At 61.4% G+C, this 19378-nt stretch carries 19 protein-coding genes; 5 read left to right on the top strand and 14 right to left on the bottom strand.

The genetic code is table 11. The features are described 5' to 3' along the window. Positions 1-28: 28 nt before the first annotated feature. Positions 29-844 (top strand): ABC transporter substrate-binding protein, encoded by an 816-nt coding sequence (locus IE061_RS04965; RefSeq protein ID WP_193461137.1) that lies wholly within the window; start codon positions 29-31, stop codon positions 842-844. A 64-nt stretch (positions 845-908) separates the two neighbouring features. Here IE061_RS04965 and IE061_RS04960 read toward each other — a convergent pair whose 3' ends face one another. The 8 genes from IE061_RS04960 to IE061_RS04925 form a co-directional block, all read right to left on the bottom strand. After that, positions 909-2495, bottom strand: coding sequence for an ABC transporter substrate-binding protein (locus IE061_RS04960; protein ID WP_096923203.1), 1587 nt, complete (start codon positions 2493-2495; stop codon positions 909-911). Between the two features lie 36 nt (positions 2496-2531). Then, complete coding sequence (locus IE061_RS04955) at positions 2532-3434, bottom strand: homocysteine S-methyltransferase family protein (protein WP_193461136.1); 903 nt, start codon at positions 3432-3434, stop codon at positions 2532-2534. A gap of 189 nt (positions 3435-3623) precedes the next feature. Then, the gene (gene cysN / locus IE061_RS04950) at positions 3624-5069 is read right to left on the bottom strand and encodes a sulfate adenylyltransferase subunit CysN (protein ID WP_193461135.1); all 1446 of its coding nucleotides are present in this window, start codon (positions 5067-5069) and stop codon (positions 3624-3626) included. Next, positions 5069-6025 carry a sulfate adenylyltransferase subunit CysD gene (cysD, locus tag IE061_RS04945; RefSeq protein ID WP_193461134.1) on the bottom strand — a complete coding sequence of 319 codons (957 nt, stop codon included), beginning with the start codon at positions 6023-6025 and terminating at the stop codon, positions 5069-5071. The genes cysN and cysD overlap by 1 nt, the downstream gene beginning before the upstream one ends. A 195-nt stretch (positions 6026-6220) precedes the next feature. Next, positions 6221-6955: a phosphodiesterase gene (locus IE061_RS04940; protein ID WP_193461133.1), complete on the bottom strand. Its 735-nt coding sequence runs from the start codon at positions 6953-6955 to the stop codon at positions 6221-6223. After that, on the bottom strand, positions 6955-7401 hold the full coding sequence (locus IE061_RS04935) for a DUF1249 domain-containing protein (RefSeq protein ID WP_039177649.1): 447 nt from the start codon (positions 7399-7401) through the stop codon (positions 6955-6957). Before IE061_RS04935 ends, IE061_RS04940 begins: the two co-directional genes overlap by 1 nt. 9 nt (positions 7402-7410) lie before the next feature. Continuing rightward, the gene (locus IE061_RS04930) at positions 7411-8058 is read right to left on the bottom strand and encodes an NUDIX domain-containing protein (RefSeq protein WP_193461132.1); all 648 of its coding nucleotides are present in this window, start codon (positions 8056-8058) and stop codon (positions 7411-7413) included. A 90-nt stretch (positions 8059-8148) separates the two neighbouring features. After that, positions 8149-8793 carry a TRAP transporter TatT component family protein gene (locus tag IE061_RS04925; protein WP_193461131.1) on the bottom strand — a complete coding sequence of 215 codons (645 nt, stop codon included), beginning with the start codon at positions 8791-8793 and terminating at the stop codon, positions 8149-8151. A gap of 225 nt (positions 8794-9018) precedes the next feature. Between IE061_RS04925 and greB the strand changes: the two genes are divergently transcribed. Further along, on the top strand, positions 9019-9564 hold the full coding sequence (gene greB / locus IE061_RS04920) for a transcription elongation factor GreB (RefSeq protein WP_081136895.1): 546 nt from the start codon (positions 9019-9021) through the stop codon (positions 9562-9564). Between the two features lie 13 nt (positions 9565-9577). Here greB and IE061_RS04915 read toward each other — a convergent pair whose 3' ends face one another. From IE061_RS04915 to IE061_RS04890, 6 genes are all read right to left on the bottom strand, one after another. Continuing rightward, positions 9578-10567: a class I SAM-dependent methyltransferase gene (locus tag IE061_RS04915; protein WP_193461130.1), complete on the bottom strand. Its 990-nt coding sequence runs from the start codon at positions 10565-10567 to the stop codon at positions 9578-9580. After that, a complete protein-coding gene (locus tag IE061_RS04910; RefSeq protein ID WP_193461129.1) occupies positions 10564-11382 on the bottom strand; it encodes a methyltransferase domain-containing protein in 819 nt (272 codons plus the stop codon). The genes IE061_RS04915 and IE061_RS04910 overlap by 4 nt, the downstream gene beginning before the upstream one ends. A 49-nt stretch (positions 11383-11431) precedes the next feature. After that, complete coding sequence (locus IE061_RS04905; protein WP_193461128.1) at positions 11432-12949, bottom strand: amidase; 1518 nt, start codon at positions 12947-12949, stop codon at positions 11432-11434. Between the two features lie 148 nt (positions 12950-13097). Further along, positions 13098-14780 (bottom strand): methyl-accepting chemotaxis protein, encoded by a 1683-nt coding sequence (locus IE061_RS04900; RefSeq protein ID WP_230478388.1) that lies wholly within the window; start codon positions 14778-14780, stop codon positions 13098-13100. Positions 14781-14994: 214 nt separating this feature from the next. Beyond that, positions 14995-16770 (bottom strand): GGDEF domain-containing protein, encoded by a 1776-nt coding sequence (locus IE061_RS04895; protein WP_193461126.1) that lies wholly within the window; start codon positions 16768-16770, stop codon positions 14995-14997. A 31-nt stretch (positions 16771-16801) separates the two neighbouring features. After that, on the bottom strand, positions 16802-17050 hold the full coding sequence (locus tag IE061_RS04890) for a putative hemolysin (protein WP_230478385.1): 249 nt from the start codon (positions 17048-17050) through the stop codon (positions 16802-16804). Between the two features lie 91 nt (positions 17051-17141). On the opposite strand from IE061_RS04890, the gene IE061_RS04885 reads away from it, so the two are divergent. The 3 genes from IE061_RS04885 (at position 17142) to IE061_RS18010 (ending at position 19339) form a co-directional block, all read left to right on the top strand. After that, entirely contained in the window at positions 17142-17762 is a 621-nt protein-coding gene (locus IE061_RS04885) for a DUF2201 family putative metallopeptidase (RefSeq protein ID WP_230478384.1), read from the top strand. Between the two features lie 48 nt (positions 17763-17810). Beyond that, positions 17811-18824 carry a helix-turn-helix transcriptional regulator gene (locus IE061_RS04880; RefSeq protein WP_193461125.1) on the top strand — a complete coding sequence of 338 codons (1014 nt, stop codon included), beginning with the start codon at positions 17811-17813 and terminating at the stop codon, positions 18822-18824. A gap of 146 nt (positions 18825-18970) precedes the next feature. Continuing rightward, a complete protein-coding gene (locus IE061_RS18010; protein ID WP_230478383.1) occupies positions 18971-19339 on the top strand; it encodes a GAF domain-containing protein in 369 nt (122 codons plus the stop codon). The last annotated feature ends 39 nt before the right edge of the window (positions 19340-19378 follow it).

The following is a 19378-nucleotide window of genomic DNA, read 5'->3' as shown; positions in this document are numbered from 1 at the left end:
CTTGAACAATACCCAAAGGAGCAGGACCGTGAACAAGACCACTACCCTCGTTACCGCCAGCCTATGCACCACGGCACTGGCCTGGAGCGCCTCGCTGCTGGCCAATGATGACTACATTACCCTGGCTTCCACCACTTCTACCGAGAACTCGGGGCTGTTTGGAGCCATCCTGCCGGTCTTTACCGAAGCGACCGGGATCGATGTGCGCGTGGTGGCCGTCGGCACTGGCCAGGCCTTCGAAATCGCTCGTCGTGGCGATGCCGATAGCCTGCTGGTTCACGATACCGCAGGCGAAGAGCAGTTCGTTGCCGATGGCTATGCCACCGAGCGGCTGGATGTGATGTACAACGACTTCGTGATCGTGGGACCCAGCGATGACCCCGCCAACATCGCCGATAGTGACAGCGTCAGCGACGCCTTCGCGCGGATCGCCGACAGCGAGTCGCCCTTCGCCTCACGGGGTGACGACAGCGGCACTCACCGCGCCGAACTGCGCCTTTGGGAAGATGCAGGCGTCACACCGCAAGGAGATTGGTACCGTGAGCTGGGCAGCGGCATGGGGCCGACCCTGAATACCGCCGCAGGCATGAACGCCTACAGCTTCACCGACCGCGCCACCTGGGTGGCCTTTGAAAACCCGCAGGACCTGACCCTGCTGTTCGAGGGCGACGAAGCGCTGTTCAACCAATACGGTTCGCTGCTGCTGTCACAGGAGCAGCACCCGCACCTGAAACATGAGCTGGCGGGCCAATGGCACGAGTGGCTGGTGTCCGACGAAGGCCAGCAAGCGATTGCCGACTTCAAGGTCAACGACCAGCAGCTGTTCTTCCCCAACGCGGAATAACCCAAACAGGCGCGCCCCCACTGACGTGGGGGCGCGCTGGCGACACGGCGAGATTTGACGGGCGCTAGCCCACCAGCCACATCTTCTCAACGGAGCGGGTCGCTACCTCTCCCGGCACGTCCACGTACCCACGCACATTCGCACTCGTCGCGGAAATGGAGTCCATGTACAGCGGCGCGACGGTGCTGCCTTCCTGTTGATACAGCACCTGAATATCGTGGTACATCTGGCGGCGGGTGGCTTCGTCCTGTTCGCCACGGGCGGCGATGATCAGTTGATCCAGCTGCTCGTTGGCCCAACGCGACTCGTTCCAGGGCGCATTGGAGAGGTTGACCATCGACAGGTAGGCATCGGCCGTGGGACGGCTGGACCAGCCCGAGGCACAGAACTCATGCTGACGCCACACTTCCGACCAGTAACCATCCGCCGGTACACGGTTGATCTCCAGCGGAATGCCCGCCCGCTGGGCCGACTGCTGATACAGCTCTGCCGCCGACACCGCCCCTTCGAACGTCGCCCCATCGGCCACGCTCAAGCGAATGGGCCGCTCTACCCCTGCCTTGCGCCAGTGGTGCAGTGCCTTGTCTGGGTCGAAGGCATGGCTGGGCAGGTCGGTGGTGAAGTAAGCGTTGCTGGGGAACAGCGGCGAATCGTTGCCCACCTGCCCATACCCCTGCACCAGCATCTTGAGCAGCTGTTCACGGTCCAGCGCGTGCTTCATGGCCAGCCGCACATCCAGGTTATCGAAGGGCGCACGATCGGCCAATCCCGGGAAGGTGACCTGGAAACTGCCCGAGTTACGGTTGATCTGCACCGACGAGGCGCTCTCCAGGCGACTGACGATACTGGGCGTGACGCGGTTGATGAAGTGGACCGAGCCGCTCATCAGGGCCGCCACACGGGCCGATGCGTCGTTGAAGGCGCGGGTTTCCACGCTATCCACGAAGGCACGATCACTTTTCCAGTAGTTGTCGTTGCGCCTGACCAGCGTGCGCACGCCCGGCTCGAAGCGTTCCAGCACGAACGGTCCGGTGCCGATACCATCATCGAAATTGGCGCCTTCGGGCGTGATCGCAAAGTTCACCTCGCCCAGCAGCGAAGGCAGGTCCATGTTGGGTCCCGTCAGCGTGATATGCACCTCACGCTCACCGTGGGCTGCCACTTCCGCGACCTGCTCCATGTACCCCTTGACCGCCGAGGGAGAATCCTCGGCCCGGTGATGGTTCAGCGAGTAGACCACATCCGCCGCCGTCAGGGTCTTGCCGTTGTGGAACGTCACCCCTTGGCGCAATTGAAAGACCCACTGCACCGCATCCTGGGTATCCCAGGATTCAGCCAAACCCGGCGCCAGCGAGCCGTCGTCGTTCAGCTCGGTCAAGGTATTAAACAGCTGACGACCAATGTGGTACATGTACTGCTCGAAATAGTAGGCCGGGTCCAGCCGATCACTGCTGGACGCGTTGTCGATGGCCAGAATCAAGTGCCCACCGCGCTGAGGCACGGCGGCGTCCTGTGCGCTTGCCCAGCGGGGCAGCACCAGCCCCCCGACCGCACTGGCGCTTACCGAAAGCGCCGCCGTATGCTGCAAGAACTGACGTCGTGTAAGCCCTGCCGATGCAGGCCGACCCGCCTGCCATTGGTCATTCGCCATGTCGATTGCTCATCTGCAATGCACTTGCGTGCAAGTTTAAACGCTCTGGCGCAGGGCCTGCGCCAGCTGTTGAATATGCTCTGGGCCAATGCCGCAGCAGCCGCCAATCAGGCTGGCGCCCGCCGCCTGCCAGCGCTGTGCAAACGCGGCATACGCCTCTGGCCCCAGGTCATCACGCATGTCGCTGACCCCGGAGTTGGCCGCCATGCGATTGCTCTGAGGAACGAAGCTATTGGCGTAAACGCCCAACCGCAGCGAAGCGCCCTGCTCTGCGACGGCAGCCGCCGCCTGGCGTAGTGCTTCCTCCATCACCTCGGCCTGACTGCAGTTGAACAGCAGCGCCTCGCCCTGGGCGGCCAGAACGGCGTTCACGGCGGTGGCAATGGACTCGCCCGAGCGCAGCTCGCAGGGCAAAGCGCCATGTTCATCGGCATCTTTCAAGGTGAAAGAGAACCACCTTGGCCGCGTGTCGTCGGCCAGCGCCTGGGCCACCGCCGCGGCTTCTTCGGTAGCGCCCAGGGTCTCGGCCAGCCAGACATCCACATAAGGCGCCTGCCCTTCGATCAGCGTCTTCAGCAGCGCCGGGGCGCGCTGTGCGTCGAACAGCTCCGGCTGATAAGAGCCAAACAGCGGCGGCAAGGAACCCGCCACCACCACCGGCTGTGGCTGATTGGCAGTGCTCTCACGGGCCAGCTTGCCTGCCAGAGTGGCCAGCTCCAGGCCACGCTCTTCGAAGCACTCTTCGCCAATGTGAAAGGGCACCACGGCATAGGCATTGGTGGTAATCACTTCTGCCCCGGCCTGGATGAACGCCTGGTGCGCCTGGGTCACGCACTCGGGGGCTTCCATCAGCGCCAGCGCCGACCACTCCGGTTGACGAAACGGCGCGCCCAAACGTTTCAACTCACGCCCCAGGCCACCGTCCAGTAGGGTTAACATCGACCTTCACTCCTTGGTGTCTCGATTCAGCCATCATTAAGACTTCATCTATCATTAAAAACAGCGGGCAACCCAACCGCTGTCTCCATATAGAAAACCTGCTGCAGCGTCTCGCGCCAACAGCAGGTCCAGTGTGCGTTGCCAACGGCTAAGCGTCTACTCGGTTATCTCGATAACGTCATCAAGCCGTTAGCGCAGAAGGTCACGAATGTCCTTCGCGCCCCAGTGCGGAAAATGCTTGCGCACCAGGGCGTTCAGGTCACGTTCGAAGGCGGCCCAGTCGGTGGTGCCGGCCTGCTCACGGGCATCCGCGACCCGCCGAATCATACCGGCGCCCACGGTCACGTTGCTCAGCCGGTCGATGATGATGAAACTGCCCGTGCCGGGGCTGGTACGGTAGTCGTCCACCGGAATCGATGCCGTCAGTTCCACTTCACAGCGAGCAATGGCATTCAGCCCCAGGCGCTGGGTCGGGTGTTTCTCCAGCGTGTTGACGTCCACCTGATACTCGATGGCGCTGATCTGGCCCGCCAGATCACGAGTGGCCAGCTTGATATCGTAGAGCTTGCCCGGCTCCAGGGGCTCTTCGTGCATCCAGACCACATCGGCATTGAACACGTTAGAAAGCGGCACCTGGGCTTCGGCGCTGACCAGCCAATCGCCACGGGAGATATCGATCTCGTCTTCCAGAGTCACGGTGATGGCCTGACCAGGGTAAGCAGCGTCGAGATCCCCGTCGAAAGTGACGATGCGCGCCACGCGGGAGGTCTTGCCCGACGGCAGCGTCTTCACCTCTTGGCCTGGGCGCAGCACACCGGCCGCCAGGGTGCCGCAATAGCCTCGGAAGTCCAGGTTGGGGCGATTGACATACTGCACCGGCAGGCGCAGGTCGCTCAGGTTCTGGTCACGGGTGACTTCGACGTTTTCCAGCAGCTCGATCAGGGTCTTGCCTTCGTAGCCTTCACTGCCCGCCGCAAAGTACCAGGGCGTGTGCTCGCTGGCGTTGACCACGTTGTCGCCATTGAGCGCCGACATCGGCACGAAGCGAATGTCCGGGGCCTGCAAGTTGGCCGCAAAGGCGCGGTACTCCGCCACGATCTCGTTGAAGCGTGCCTCCGAGAAGCCCACCAGATCCATCTTGTTGACCGCGATGACCAGATGCTGAATGCCCAGCAGGTCGGCAATGAAGCTGTGCCGACGGGTTTGGGTCTGCACACCGTAGCGCGCGTCGATCAGGATGATCGCCAGGCTGGCAGTGGAAGCGCCGGTGGCCATGTTGCGCGTGTACTGCTCGTGCCCCGGCGTATCGGCAATGATGAACTTGCGCTTGTCGGTGGAGAAAAAGCGGTACGCCACGTCGATGGTGATGCCCTGCTCGCGCTCCGATTGCAGGCCGTCTACCAACAGGGCGAGGTCCACCGTATCACCGGTGGTGCCACTGGTCTTGGAAGCCTTGGTGATCGCGGCGAGCTGATCTTCGAAGATCATCTTGGAGTCGTGGAGCAGCCGTCCAATGAGCGTGGACTTGCCGTCGTCGACGCTGCCGCAGGTGATGAAACGCAGCAGATCCTTGTTTTCGTGCTCGTGCAGGTATTGCTCGATGTTATCGGCAATCAACGTTGATTGGTGCGCCATTAGAAATACCCCTCACGCTTTTTCTTCTCCATGGAACCGGCCTGATCGTGATCGATGGCGCGGCCACTGCGCTCGCTGGTCCTGGTCAGCAGCATCTCCTGAATGATCTCCGGCAGCGTGGCGGCGGTGGACTCCACCGCCCCCGTCAGCGGGTAGCAGCCCAGGGTTCTGAAACGCACCCACTTCTCTTCCGGCACTTCGCCCTGGGCCAGCGGCAGGCGCTCGTCGTCCACCATGATCTGCATGCCGTCGCGCTGCACTACCGGACGCTTGGCGGAGTAGTACAACGGCACGATGGGAATCGACTCCAGATAGATGTACTGCCAGATATCCAGCTCGGTCCAGTTGGAGAGCGGGAACACGCGAATCGATTCGCCCTTGTTGATCTTGGCGTTATAAACGCTCCACAGCTCCGGACGCTGATTTTTCGGGTCCCAGCGGTGGTACTTGTCGCGGAAGGAGTAGACGCGCTCCTTGGCACGGGAGGCTTCCTCGTCGCGCCGCGCGCCGCCAAAGGCAGCATCGAAACCGTGCTTGCTCAGGGCCTGCTTGAGGGCCTGGGTCTTCATGATATCGGTGTACTTGGCACTGCCGTGATCGAAGGGGTTGATGTTGGCGGCGCGACCCTCTTCGTTGGTGTGCACGATCAGCTCCATGCCCGCCTCTTCCGCCATGCGATTGCGGAAAGCGATCATCTCGCGGAACTTCCAGGTGGTATCGATATGCATCAGCGGGAACGGCGGCGTGCCGGGATAGAAGGCCTTCCGCGCCAGATGCAGCATCACCGAGGAGTCCTTGCCGATGGAGTACATCATCACCGGGTTGCTGAACTCGGCAGCCACTTCCCGGATGATATGGATCGACTCGGCTTCGAGCTGCTTCAGGTGGGTCAATCGAGCGGCATCCGGTGCGATGGGCACCTGTTGCGTCGCCGACGGCGCAGAAAACTGGTTCATTACCTACTCCCTCACAAAACGGTGCTTGCTTTTATCGAGACGGCTTTTCAAGGAAGCCTGTGCAAACATGGTGTGCCGCCCGGCGCGCATGAATCGCAAGGCGGGCATTTGTGGGTAGGGTAACGCCAGGTCAATAATAACCCAAAAGAATTAATAACTATCTTTTTATATCTTTATCAACTAAACAGAAAAGCATCAGAGGTCGATACGCTCGACCCAGGTCTGCCACTCCTCCCCGTGCAGCTCCACCACGCGATAACCCGGCCGCGACGCTTCATCCACTGCAAAGGTTTCCGCACCGGACAGAAACTGGTCTGACGTGGCGGGGCAACCATAAGTGCCTATCGCCGAGCCCGCCAGCGGCTGATGCTGGGCAAAGGCCTGATGGGCATGCCCAAACAGAATGATCTTGACCTGGGGGTAAGCGCTCAACAGCTGCCAGAACGCATCGCGGTCCTGCAAGCCAATCGCATCCATCCAGGCCGCCCCGACATCCACCGGCGGGTGGTGCATGACGATGGCCACCGGCCGCTCGTCCTGCTCCAGCCGTTCGGCCAGGGCGGTGAGTTTGCTCGCTCCCAGCTCGCCATGGGGCTTGCCCGGCACATGGGTATCCAGCAGCAACAGGCGCCACTGTTCCAGGTCGACTTCATCCAGCATCGGGCGTTCTGCGGCCATCAGCTCGGGCTGGTCGTGGTTGCCCGGTATCCAGAACCAGGGGCACGGCAGGCGGTTCAAGGCCTCGCAGGCGTGAACGTAAGACGCGCTGGTTTCATCCTGGCTGATATCACCACTCACCACCACCACGTCCGGGCGTTCGGCCACCACGGCGTCCAGCACGGCTTCGAACTGCTGCCAGGGAATGGCCGCCCGAGAGCGTGCCTGCTTGTCGGCGTGCAGATGCGCATCGGTAATCTGTATCAACCGCATCAGGGTAGCTCCGGCAAATCGACGACATGACCATGGGCCAGCCCATGGGCCAACCACTCTCCTAAAAAGCAGTTCAACTGCAGCTTTTCATCCGGTTGATGCATGCGCGCATTGGGGTAGCGATAGCGTCCGCTGAAATGACGCTCGCGCTGAAAGTCGATGACTTCCGCCATGCGCACATCATGGTAAAGGTGCACGCGCATGCGCGGCCCTTCGATGACCGCATCCAGCGGGCCGCGCTGGGAGATCTCCACCAGCGTGGTGTAAGGGGCCTGTTGAAGAATGGCCAGCTTGAGGTCGCCAAAGTGCCGGTTATCACCGCGCAAGGCGATATCGCGCCGCTGGCCGCTCTGCAGGTCACCCACCAGGCGCACCAGGCGCAGATAGTTGGCGCTGCACTCCCCTTGCAAGGTTTTCAAATCGGTTACGTAGGCGGCTCTTGCCATGATGACTCCTTACCGGGTGTTGGCCTCGACGGCTGACACGGCCGCGCGCCGGGAAGCCGCCCGCAGCGATGCCCGCTGCCCGGCCAACCAGTGCATGCCGATCAAACACATGGCGTTGTCGAGTCGGCCCTGCTCCAGGAGTTCCCAGGCGGCGGGAAAAGAGACGACATGAACACGGATGTCTTCATTCTCGTCCTCGACGCCATGCACGCCTCCCACGCCCTGGCTATCGACCAGCCCGCAAAATAGCGTGACCCGCTCGTTGCAGGCGCCAGGGCTTGGGTAGTAGGTATGCAATCGGGTCAGTTGGCCCACCTGGCAACCGGCTTCCTCCTGGGCCTCACGGCGCGCCACGTTTTCCAGGGTCTCGTCCTTGTCGACGAGGCCCGCCACCAGTTCCAACTTCCAGGGGGAGTGAGGGTCGTCGATGGCGCCAGCGCGAAACTGCTCGACGAGGATCAGCGCATCGCGCTCGGGGTCATACAACAGCACACCCACCGCATCGTGGCGGTTGTGCACTTCTCGGCGCATGGTGGCGCTCCAGCCGCCCTCGAAAAGTCGATGACGCAGCTCTAGCGCTTCCAGGCGAAAAAACCCCTTGTAAAGGGTGTCACGCGTGATGAGTTCCACATCGTCGCGATTGAGTGTGGGGCCCATACGGCACTCCCGGTGAACATGATCGTACCATTATCAATGCTGGCCACCGGGAATGCCAATCGGATCATCAACCGCGTGATTTGACGGCCATTACAGCTCGCGCAGCAGCGCCTCGGCATCACGGCGAAGGGCTTCGTCGGAACGTTGGCGGCTCTCCCGCGCCGTGCCGTTCACGGCTCGCTGAGCATGCTCCCGCGCCGCCTGGGTGTTGCCCTCTTCCTTCAGGAAAGCGGCATAGTAGTAGTTCACATCGATACCGTCCGGGCGAATTTCCAATGCCCGCTGGAACATCCGCTCGGCAGTGGCACTATTGCCAAACCCCAGCGGGCGACCCGGGGCACGGTCATACAGCGCCCCCAGGGTCACATACGCAGAGCCATTGCCCCCCATGGGGTCGATCTCGACGGCGCGTTCCAGCACCGTGCGCGCATCACCGGCGGTACCCAGCGCCCCCAACCCACCCCGCTCTCGAGCATAGGAAGCCAGCACGATGCCTTGCCATACCAGCACCTCGGCCTCGTTGGGGTTCTGCTGGGCCAGTCGCTCCGCCTCGCCCGCCAATGCCCTCAAGGTCGACTCCCGTTGGTTGGCGGGCATCTCGGTCACCGTATGCTCCCAGCGGTTCTTCAGGGAGAACAGCTCGCTTTCGAAGGCCGACGCGCTCAGTGGCGACAGTACCAGGGCACCGCCCAACGCCGCCGCCATGAAGAGTCTAGAAAATGGAATTGTACGCATGGAAAACTCCTGCTTGTTGTTATGAAGAATGAGTCATGAGGAATGAGCCATGAGTCATGACTGTTGAGTTATCACTATCGAATTAGACCTGCTCAAGGCATGGCGATATCTCGTCCACACTGACAATGTAACGAACGTTTGAATGATTCGCCAGAGAATCGCCGCTTTGTTGCCCTGCACCTTGGTAGCGTAAGCTAGACACTTTTCCGGGAAGGTAACGACACCATGAAAGGCCGCAACATGACGCGCTGGCGCGATCCGGCAAAAGACCCGCGCCAGGCACCCAAGAGCAATCTGATTACCGCCGAGGGCGCGGCCCGCCTGCGGGGCATTCTGGACCACCTTTCCCGCGTCAAGCGCCCTGAGCTGTCGGCTAAGGTAGGGGAAGCCGCTGCGCTGGGGGACCGCAGTGAGAACGCCGACTACACCTACAACAAGAAAGAGTTGAACCGGGTCATCGCCCGCATCCGCTATCTGACCCAGCGGCTGGACGAACTACAGGTGGTGGACAGGCTGCCCGCCAACACCGACAAGGTGTTTTTCGGCGCGTTCGTGAGCCTGGAAGACGACGCGGGGGAAGCCCTGCATATCCGCCTGGTGGGCCATGACGAAATCGACACCCGGAAGCACTGGATCAGTGTCGATGCCCCCATGGCCAAGGCGCTGCTGGGCAAGGAAGTGGACGACGAGATCACGGTGATCACGCCAAACGGCGAGGCGTTCTACACCATTACCGACATTCGCTATGCCGGTGCCTCACCTAGCCCCTGAGCCAGCGGCACCTTCACGACTGCCCGCGATACACCCGGAAACGCCGATTGTCGGCCAGCGTCTCGAAGCTTCCAAACGCACGCTCCAGCCGCTCGGGATAAGGCAGGAAGGCATTGGCCACCAGCACCAGTTGGCCTTTGGGGGTCAGGTGCTGACGCGCTTCGTCGATGAGTCGCGCACTCGGTCCGTAGCTGATCTCGCGCTCCTGGTGAAACGGTGGATTGCTGACGATCAGGTCGAAGCGCGTATCGCCCAGCGCACGGTAGACATCGCTTTCGCACACGCTGCCCGTCAGCTGGTTGGCCGCCAGGGTCTGGCGACACGCCTCGACGGCAAAGGCGTTGACGTCCACCGCTGTCACCGTATGGCCACGGCTGGCCAGCCAGGCGCTGATGATGCCGTCACCACAGCCCATGTCCAGCACGCTCAGCGGGCGCCTGGGCAAGTGCGCTTCCAGGGTGTCGAGGAGTAGCAAGGTTCCTTCGTCGACCTTGCCATGGCCAAACACACCAGGGTGGCTCACCAGCGTCATGCCCAACGCTTCGAAGCGCTGCCACTCATCCGGCTGCTCGGGCAGCGCCACGGTGCGGCTGGCAAACAGTGAACAGCGGCGTGCGTTGTCCAGCTTGTCACACCCCATGCCCAGCGCTGCCAGCAGCTTCGGCACACGCTTGATCCCGCCCTGGTGCTCCCCCACGATCTCGAAAGGCGTGTTCTCGGGGAGCCATTGGCACAGCCAGCGCAGCCACCACGTGCCCAAGGCATGCGCCTTGGGCCAGAACAGCACCACGCGGCCAGCGGGCTCTGCATTCATGGGCGCCAGCGGGCTACTGGCCAGCTTTCCAGCGTCCTGCCACTGCTGGCGCAGCGCCACATCACCACTGATCATTGCGGTAGAGCGCTCCACCAGCCAGCCGTCGGCAGGCGGAGCGATGGGCAGCAGTTGAGCCGCTGGGCCATGGTAACGTTCGAGAAGTTGGCTGGCGGGCAGTTGAGCGCTCATGCATCGGCCTCGGGTCTGGTGAAGGTGTAAAGTAGATAGCGGCCCAGCCGCCAATGGGGCTCCTGGCGGCAGTACTGGCGTTCCAGCGCCATGAGCGCGGCCTGGTCGTCAGCGCTGGCAGGGGCCTGGCGCAGGTAGTCCTGAAAGATACGAATGCCCGCCACGTCGACCATCTCCAGGCCGCAGATGTCGGCCCAGCCCAGAACTTGCGCGTGGGTCATGGGTGAAATGGGGGTCAAGCGCTGGCGACGCCCCTTGCCTGCCAACTGGTCGCCCAGCGCCTTGTTCAAGTTGCCCTTCACCACGTTGGAGAAGCGCAGCGCATCGCGGTTGAACACCATCAGGCTCAGCTGGCCACCGGGGGCCAGCAGGCTGGCCAGGGTAGCCAGCGCCTGGGCCGGGTCGCCCAGCCACTCCAGCACCGCATGACAAATGATCAGCGGCCAAGGCCCGGGGGCTTGAACGGGCAACGCTTGCAGCGGTGCCGCAACGTAGTGCAGCGCGTCGGCATTGAAAGCACCTTCGCTGACCCGCTGGCCATGCCATGCCTGGGCGTGTACCAACATATCCTGGGAAGGCTCTGCCATGGTCACCGCATGCCCCCGCTCGGCCAGCCAGGCCGACAGCTGACCCAGGCCGCCGCCTACATCCAGTACCGGCTGGGCGTTCAGGTTCAGCATCTGAGGCAGCAGGTAATCCAGCATGGCCAAGCGCAGCTCTCCACGCGGGGCCTGATACAGCGAGCGGGAAAATTTCTCCGCCAGACCATCGAAATAACGGTCGCCCGCCTCGGTCAGTTCGTAGGATGGGTGCATGCAGCAAGCTCTAGATAGAATCACGTTCGTCGATTGACGGGGGCGTAGTTTACCCTGCCTGAGCTGCAAACGCTTGCCGAGGCAGCCTCGCCTGCCAGTTTTCCTGCTGCTCCAGGGCGGCGGCCAACTGCAGCAACTGGCGGTCTTCCCCCAGCCGCCCAACCACTTGCACCCCCACGGGCAAGCCGCTTTGCGCCACGTGCATCGGCAGCGACATGGCAGGCTGGCCGGTCAGGTTGGCCAACTGGGTAAAGGGCGTACGGCTCAGGGCATCGACGGCCAGTCGCTTCAACAGCCCCGCCTTCAGGGCCAGCGCGGGCAGGCCCGGCACCGCCAGCAGCGCCATCAACCGTTCGCGCAGGGCCGACGGGTACAGCTCCCCCAACCTAGGCGCGGTGTCTGCGGCCACGGGCAGCACCAGCACATCATGACGCTGATGAAACTGGCTCATCTGCTCGGCGGCCACGTGCCAGTAGCGCTTGGCCGTCTCGTACTCCCAGGCAGAGAGTTTGGCGCCCAGGCGGCCAATGGCTCGGGTAGAAGGCTCCAGGGGCAGGCGGCCGAGCGGCACGCCGGTTTGCTGACTGATCCAGCGCAGGTCTGCCGCCAGATGGCCCAGGTAGAGCGTCAGGTAACTGTCGGCAAGCGCCTCACCGTCGACCGGCGGGTCGCACCACGCTACCGTGTGCCCCATCTCCTCCAGCCGCTGGGCGGTTTTCTCGATGGCCGTTTTCACCTCTGGATTCAACCGTGTACCCACACTGCGCCCCAAAGGCTCCCCCAGAGAGATCGCCACCCGCAAGGGTGGACAGGGTTTCGACAGCGCCTCCACATAGCCGCGCTCCGCAAGCACCGGGTAAGGGCCCGAAGGCGCCATGCCGTTGACCTCTTCCAGCAGGGCCGCACTGTCACGCACGCTCCGCGTGATCGCATGCTCCACGACCGCCCCCTGCCACACTTCACCATGGGCTGGCGCCAGCGGCACGCGGCCCCTGGAAGGCTTGAACCCGAACAGCCCGCAATAGCTGGCAGGAATACGAATGGAACCGCCGCCATCGCCTGCCAGCGCCAAGGGCACCATGCCCCCGGCCACCGCGGCCGCCGCTCCACCGCTGGAACCACCGGGCGAATAGCCTGCGCACCACGGGTTTTCAGGGTGGGCAAATGCCTTGGGCTCCGTGATGCCCATCAAGCCAAGCTCCGGCGTGGCCGTTTGGCCCACCACCACCAGCCCCGCCCTGCGCGAGCGCTGGATGAACAGCGAATCCTCGGCAGGCCGCCAGTCGCGTAACGCAGCACTGCCGAATGCCAAGGGCTCCCCTTTGAGCGCCATCAACAAATCCTTGCTCAAGGTGGGCACACCGGCAAAACAGGCCGAACTTTCTACCTGCTGGCTTTCACGACGCGCCTGCTCGACCCGCATGCGCACCACGGCCTGCAGCGCCGGGTTAGCCCGCTCGATGGCCACCAGCGCGGCTTCCAGCACCTCTTCCCGGCTCACCTGCCCGCCACGAATCAGCGCTGCCAGCCCCGTTGCGTCGTACTGTTGATACTCGTGCACGTGCATCGCCACCCTCCCGGTTTTCTTTCAGCGTAGCAAAGGCCAGGCGGCGACACTGCTCCTCCCCTGGACAGCGTGATAGGCAAAACGCCCTCTAAACAAAAAAACCAGCCGCCCAAGCGGCTGGTGTCAGGACCAGGAGAAAGGAGTGAACTCAGAACTGCTCCCAGTCGCCTGCCGTAGCGTGCTTCGCGGGTAGCGCAGGCTTACCCTTGATGCTATCGAGGCGAAGCGAATCGGGTCGACGAAGCCCAGGCAGCTGGTGGGTATTAGCGCTGCGGCTGGAGGTCCTGAACGCATTTACGCTGTTATTCAGAGAAGCGGCTTCTCCACTGAGCGCATCGGCGACTCGGCGGTAGCTCTCCATGTCGGAAGCACTGGCTTGCGTCGTGCTGTCGATCTCGGCAATGGCCAGCCCGATCTGGGCGACTCCATCGCTCTGCTCGCTGGCGGCGCGGCTAATTTCTCCCATCAGGTCGTTGACCCGCTGGCTGGCCTGCTTGATGCGCAGCGTGGCCGCCTGGGTTTCACGGGTGTGGGCCACGCTTTCCAGAACACTCTGGTTGGTGTCCACGATCATGTGCTGTACTTCCTTGGCCGCTTCGGCAGTCTGGTTGGACAGCTTGCGCACCTCTTGCGCCACCACCGCAAAACCACGCCCATGCTCCCCTGCCCGGGCGGCTTCCACGGAAGCATTCAAGGCCAGGATATTGGTCTGGAAGGCAATCGAATCGATGGTTTGCACCATGTGCTTCATACGTTCCGACTGCTTGGCCAGCACCTCCATTGCCTGCGCCAGCTCATCGGTCAATCGCGACGCCGTACTGACCTCTGTCAGGTTGGTATCTGCCGCCTTGCTCGCCAGCTCCGCGTTGGACGCGCTTTGGCGCACGGTACTGGAGATCTCTTCCATACTGGCTGCGGTTTGCTGAACAGCGGATGCCTGTTGCTCCAGACGATCAGCCATGTTGCTGTTGTTATTAAGAATCTGGTCCACCACCGGGCTGATGACTTCCATATTGCGCTGGATATCACTGGCCGTGGAGAGTAGCGAGCGCCGCATCAGTTGCAGTGCTTCCAGCGTTTGGCGAAGCGACTGCCGCTGGTGGGAGGGAATAGTGGCATTCAGGTTACCTGCCGCCAACTGCAGCGCGATATCCTTTAGTGAGAGCACCGAGCGATTCAGCGAGCCAAGCAGCAAGGCATTGACACCACACACCAACCCGGCCAACACCAGCGCCAATACACCCAGCTGCCAGCCCCCCAGCGCAAAGTGCTGAGTGACCGCCAGGCCCCCGCCCAACAGCATCACGCTAGCAAAGCTGGCGACCATCAAACGCGTCTTGACCCCTTCCCACTGAATGGAAGGCAACTTGCCCCGCAAGCCACGCCGCTTAAGCTGCCCGCGTTTCACATAGTAAGGGCAGGTCTTTTCGCGCATTTGGCGATAAATGTTTTCGAAATAGCGGACCTTTTCTTCGCTTGCGAAAGAACGCAGCGAGGCATACCCCTGCAGCTCGCCCTTGTCCATCACCGGCACGACATTGGCATGCACCCAGTAGTGGTCACCGTTTTTGCGACGGTTCTTGACGTAGCCCTGCCAGGAGGAGCCTTCGCGCAGGGTTGCCCACATATCGCGGTATACTTCCGGCGGCATATCCGGGTGACGCACCACGTTGTGAGGTTCGTTCATTAGCTCTTCGATCTCAAAGCCACTGACCTCAATAAACCGAGGGTTCGCGTATGTGATGTAACCGTTGACATCGGTACGCGAAATCAAAAAATCATCAGGATCAATAGGATAGTTCACCTGGGAGACATAGCCATTGTTTCTCATCACACACCCCCTCGTTATTGACTGCTTAGGCAACACCCATGACTGGGCTAATGAAATAACTATGGCATGAAAGATTAAAAAAGTAACCAGGAAAACATTGAATGTGACATTTATTGACAATCAAACAAGTGGCTAAAAGAATGGTTTAAACGAGCGTTTACAACTAGCACAGTTGCTAATGTGAAACAGCAATTCGACAATCCTTGATTAACATTTAAACAGCATCGCAAGATGCCTGACCCTCTTGAGGCGACTGCCAGACCACGCAGCGGTCACGGCCGCTGTTTTTGGCTTGGTAAAGCGCCTGGTCCGCCAATTTGATCAACGCATGCCGACTCTCGGTATGGTGGGGACAGGCCGCAATGCCACAAGACAACGTGATGTAACCCAATGGCTGCTGTTGATAGAACAAGGGGTAGGAGCGCAACGTCTGCAATAGCTCCTGGGCACGCCGTTCGGCTTCTACCAGGTCGGTCTCCGGCAGCAACGCCACGAACTCTTCCCCGCCCAGACGGCACACCACATCGCTGCCGCGAAAGCAGCGTGTCAGCAGGTTGGCGACTTCGATCAGCACGGCATCGCCCACATCATGGCCAAAGCTATCGTTGACGTTCTTGAAGTGATCGATGTCGATCATCAGCAGGGAAAGCGGCTGCCCGCTCTGCGCAGCGCGCTCGATTTCGTCGTCCAGCAGCGTATCGAAGTGACGCCGATTGGGCAGCCCCGTCAAGGCATCCTGAAGCGACAGCCCTTTCAGTTGATCCACCAGCTGATCCAGCTCTGCCGTGCGCGATTTCACCTGTGCCTCCAGCGTCAGGTTCGCCAGCGCCAGCTGCCGCTGCGTGAAGCGGTAATGCCACAGCGAGATTCCCACGATCATCAGCGAAAAGCCCAATGCACCAAAGCTCAAGGGCACTTGCCGTAGCGCCACCAGCCCGTGGGCCACCAACATATCGAGCACCAGCAAAGGCGCGAACATGATAAAGCTGACCACCAGCCAGCGTTGCTCCAGCGCCAGTCGGCGCCATGCCAGCAGGGCGATCAGCAGCATGCAGGGCAACGTTAGCAGCAGCAGCACGTCAAATACAGGAAAGGTCAAGGCCAGGTTCAAGAACCCAAACTGCACCAACCCCATGGTGACCACCAGATACCCCAGATGAAGCTGCCAGAAACGCGCCATCCAGCGCTTGGCCGACCCCACCAACCAGTGGCTCAACAGCAGCCCCATGGCAATGGGCAAGGTAAAATAACTGGCGGCGCGCAGCATGTCCCAGGCCAAGGGGGCATCGGCAATCAGCTGCCTGGCAGGCGTTTCGGCCAACAGCATCAATCCGGAAGCACAGGCGAACAGCGCCGTGGCACCAAAGCCTCGCCGGTCAGGGCCCATCAGCGCAAAAATACCCGCAAGCGTTGCCAACAACAGGCTGAATGCACTGACCGCCAGGTCTTTTGCTGACGCCTTCAGCATCGCCTTGAGGGCGCCCAGGCGGTCCATGACCCGAACATCGCCCCATAAACCAATGCTGGTGTAGTCCGAATAGATGCGTATTGACAGGGTCTGGCCCGCAAAATCGTCGGGCAGCGGAATCAAATGCCACGGCCAACCAATGAAGCGCGGCTGCTGCATATCGCCGTGCTCATAAATCAGCTCATCTCCCAAAAACACCTGCCCGACCAGATTGATGCTGGTGATGTGGATCACCGGATCACGCCAGTTTCCTTCAGGCAGTACGGTCCTGAACCAGACATATTGCCGCCCCTCGCGCTCGGGCGGGTTCGATGGAAAGGCAATGGCCTGCCAATCGCGGCTCGGCTCCGATAACCAGAGTGGCTCCCCTTCGCTGCCCAATGGCGAGTCCCCCCAACGGTACTCCCACTCCCCCAATGGAGAAGGGCCCTGGTAGCCGTGAGCCAGCCCAGAAAGTGCCAGCAAGGCACACAGAGCAGGCCACCCCGCCAGGGTACGCCATCGAGAAAGAAGCATCGCCATGACCACGTGCACTATCAGCCACCCAATAGGATTAGAAGTTATCCAGCCGTTCCGTACGGTAAAGATGCCATTCATTCTCTACCCGGCCATCTGGCAAGCGGCAATAACGCCCCGTCCCCAAACGGCTTTCACGGGTGATACGCTCGCCTCCCCGTGCCTCACAATGTTCAGCCGCCGCCGCTTGCATGCTCGGCGCCTGCTCACCCCCCGCCGTGGCACATCCCGCCAACAGTGCGGTCATCCCTGCCGCTACCCACAGCGGCCAATAACGTAATCTCATGTCATTTTCCTCAACGCAATGTCAGCCGTGCGACCTGCAGTGTCGCACCTTGCCAGTACGCTGCCTTCATCGACACAAAGGAGGCAGCGCAATGGATCCTATGACGCCAACGGCAGTACAGCAGCAACTGGCCCAACAAGAGCAACGAAAGTGGGAGCAAGACCGTCTCGAATGGGCAGACTCACATCCAATGATGGCACTGCTCAGCGAATGCCTGACGCTTAGCCCACTGATCAGCCAGCGGTTCGATACCGCCAGCACCGATGGCCGTCATCTCTATTTTTCACCCGACTATAGCGCTTCTTTGACGAACGAGTCGCGACGTTTTTTACACGCACACCTCATCTGGCACTGCATGGCCGGCCACCTGAGTGCCCCACTGGTAGCGCATCGTCATCGCTGGCACCTGGCCTGCGACCATGAAGTCAACGCCCTGCTGCTGGCACTGGACTTCCCGCTGCCCAGTAACGCGCTCCTCTTCCCCGTCTGCGTAGGTCGCAGCGCCCTGGACGTATACCAATGGCTGGAAGGACACCCCGACACATCGCTGGAGTCCACCATCGACGTGCATCCCGCCGCCCTTTGGAGTCATCTGCCGGGCACGGCGCCTGATGAACGTGTTCTTGCCCTGTGGCGTCGGCGCGCGCACATGGCCGCCCGTGAAACAGGCACGCTGCCCGAAAGTGTCGCTAAGTTTTGTGAGGCGCGATAAACTAACGGTTCACTAACGAACGCTTTCTTTTTGCCAGGGTTGGCCGTCATGTCCGATGCACGCGATACGCTCTTTCGTCATATCACCATGCTTCAGCTGATACCGCGCTACCCTGGCTGGATATCGACCCCGGCCCTCAAGGAAAAGCTGGCCGAACATGGCTTTTTGGTCGATATCCGCTCACTGCAACGCGACCTGGGCCAAAAGCTCTCCAGCCAATTTCCGATTGGTTGCGACGACAGCCAAAAACCCTACCGCTGGTATTTCGACCGCGATTACCAATGCCAATTGCCCGCCCTCGACGTACCCGGCGCGCTTACCCTGGTGCTGGCTGAAGAGTACCTCAAGGGCCTGCTGCCGCCAGTGGTCATCAGCCAGCTCGACCCCCATTTCAACGACGCCCGCCAACTGCTCGAACAGCTGGCCGCCAACGGTTTGAGCAACTGGGCACGGCGAGTTCGCGCCATTCCCAATGGCAAGGCCCTGATTCCTGCCGCGCTCGATGAAGCCACTTGGCAAACGGTTGCCCAAGCACTGCTCGAACAGAAAGCCATCGACGTGCAGTACCTCTCACGCTCTGCCGAATCCGAAAAAGCCTTCACGCTACACCCACAAGGGATCGTCAGCCGCCACAGCGTTACCTATCTGCTGGCCCATGTAGACGGCTTTGACGACCTGAGGCAATTCGCGCTACACCGCGTCAAGCACGCTGCCCTGAGCGACCGAGCCTGGCAAGCACAAGAAGGTTTCGACATCGACCATTACATCCAGCAAGGCGCCTTTGGCTACCGCCAAGGCATCGAAGACATCGAACTGGAAGCAGAGATCAGCCCTTCTGCGGCCTGGCTACTGCAAGAAACCCCGCTATCGGAACAGCAAAGCATCACCCCGGGGCCTCAGGAAGGCTGGTATCGGCTGAACGTAACCGTCCCCAACGACCAGCAGACGCTCTGGTGGCTAATGGGCATGGGGGCCAACATCAAAGTGCTCGCCCCCCGTGAATGGCAAGACGAGCTGAAAGCCACGGCACAGAAAGTCCTTGCCCACTACACCACTCACTGAGCCACTCACTGAGCCCGGCCCCTACATTCCACAATTTTTCACATCCGCGCTAGATACCGCGATACCGCCTGTATTTACACTATGGGGAGGTCAGGCATGCCCCTTGATGGCGTGCCAATGCATTTCAGAGAGTGGTGGGTCACGCCATGAAAGAGCCAACGATTCAACGCAATCCCGCAACGCCACCCCTCGTGCGAGCCATCAGCGAGCTACTGGATGACCGTGCCGACGCACGCTTCGACCGCGTGACTCGGCTGGCCCAGCAAACCTTCGGCGTTTCGATGGCGGTGATCTCTTTCATTCACCAGGCCAAGCTCCTGTTCAAGTCCTGCCAAGGAATCGACCTGCCCTCCCTGCCCCTCGACCAGACGTTTTGTGGCCATGCCGAGCTGGACGACGCGCCGCTGATCGTCGAAGACGCTCGGCAAGACGCCCGCTTCGCTCGACTGCCCGTTGTCACCGCCGCCCCGTTTCTACGCTTCTATGCAGGCGTACCGCTGCGTATTCATGGCTAGCGCATTGGCACACTCTGCCTGCTGGACCCCGAACCCAAG

Source organism: Vreelandella hamiltonii (assembly GCF_014651795.1).
GTDB classification, from domain to species: domain Bacteria; phylum Pseudomonadota; class Gammaproteobacteria; order Pseudomonadales; family Halomonadaceae; genus Vreelandella; species Vreelandella hamiltonii.
This window is presented reverse-complemented; position numbering and strand designations above follow the sequence as displayed.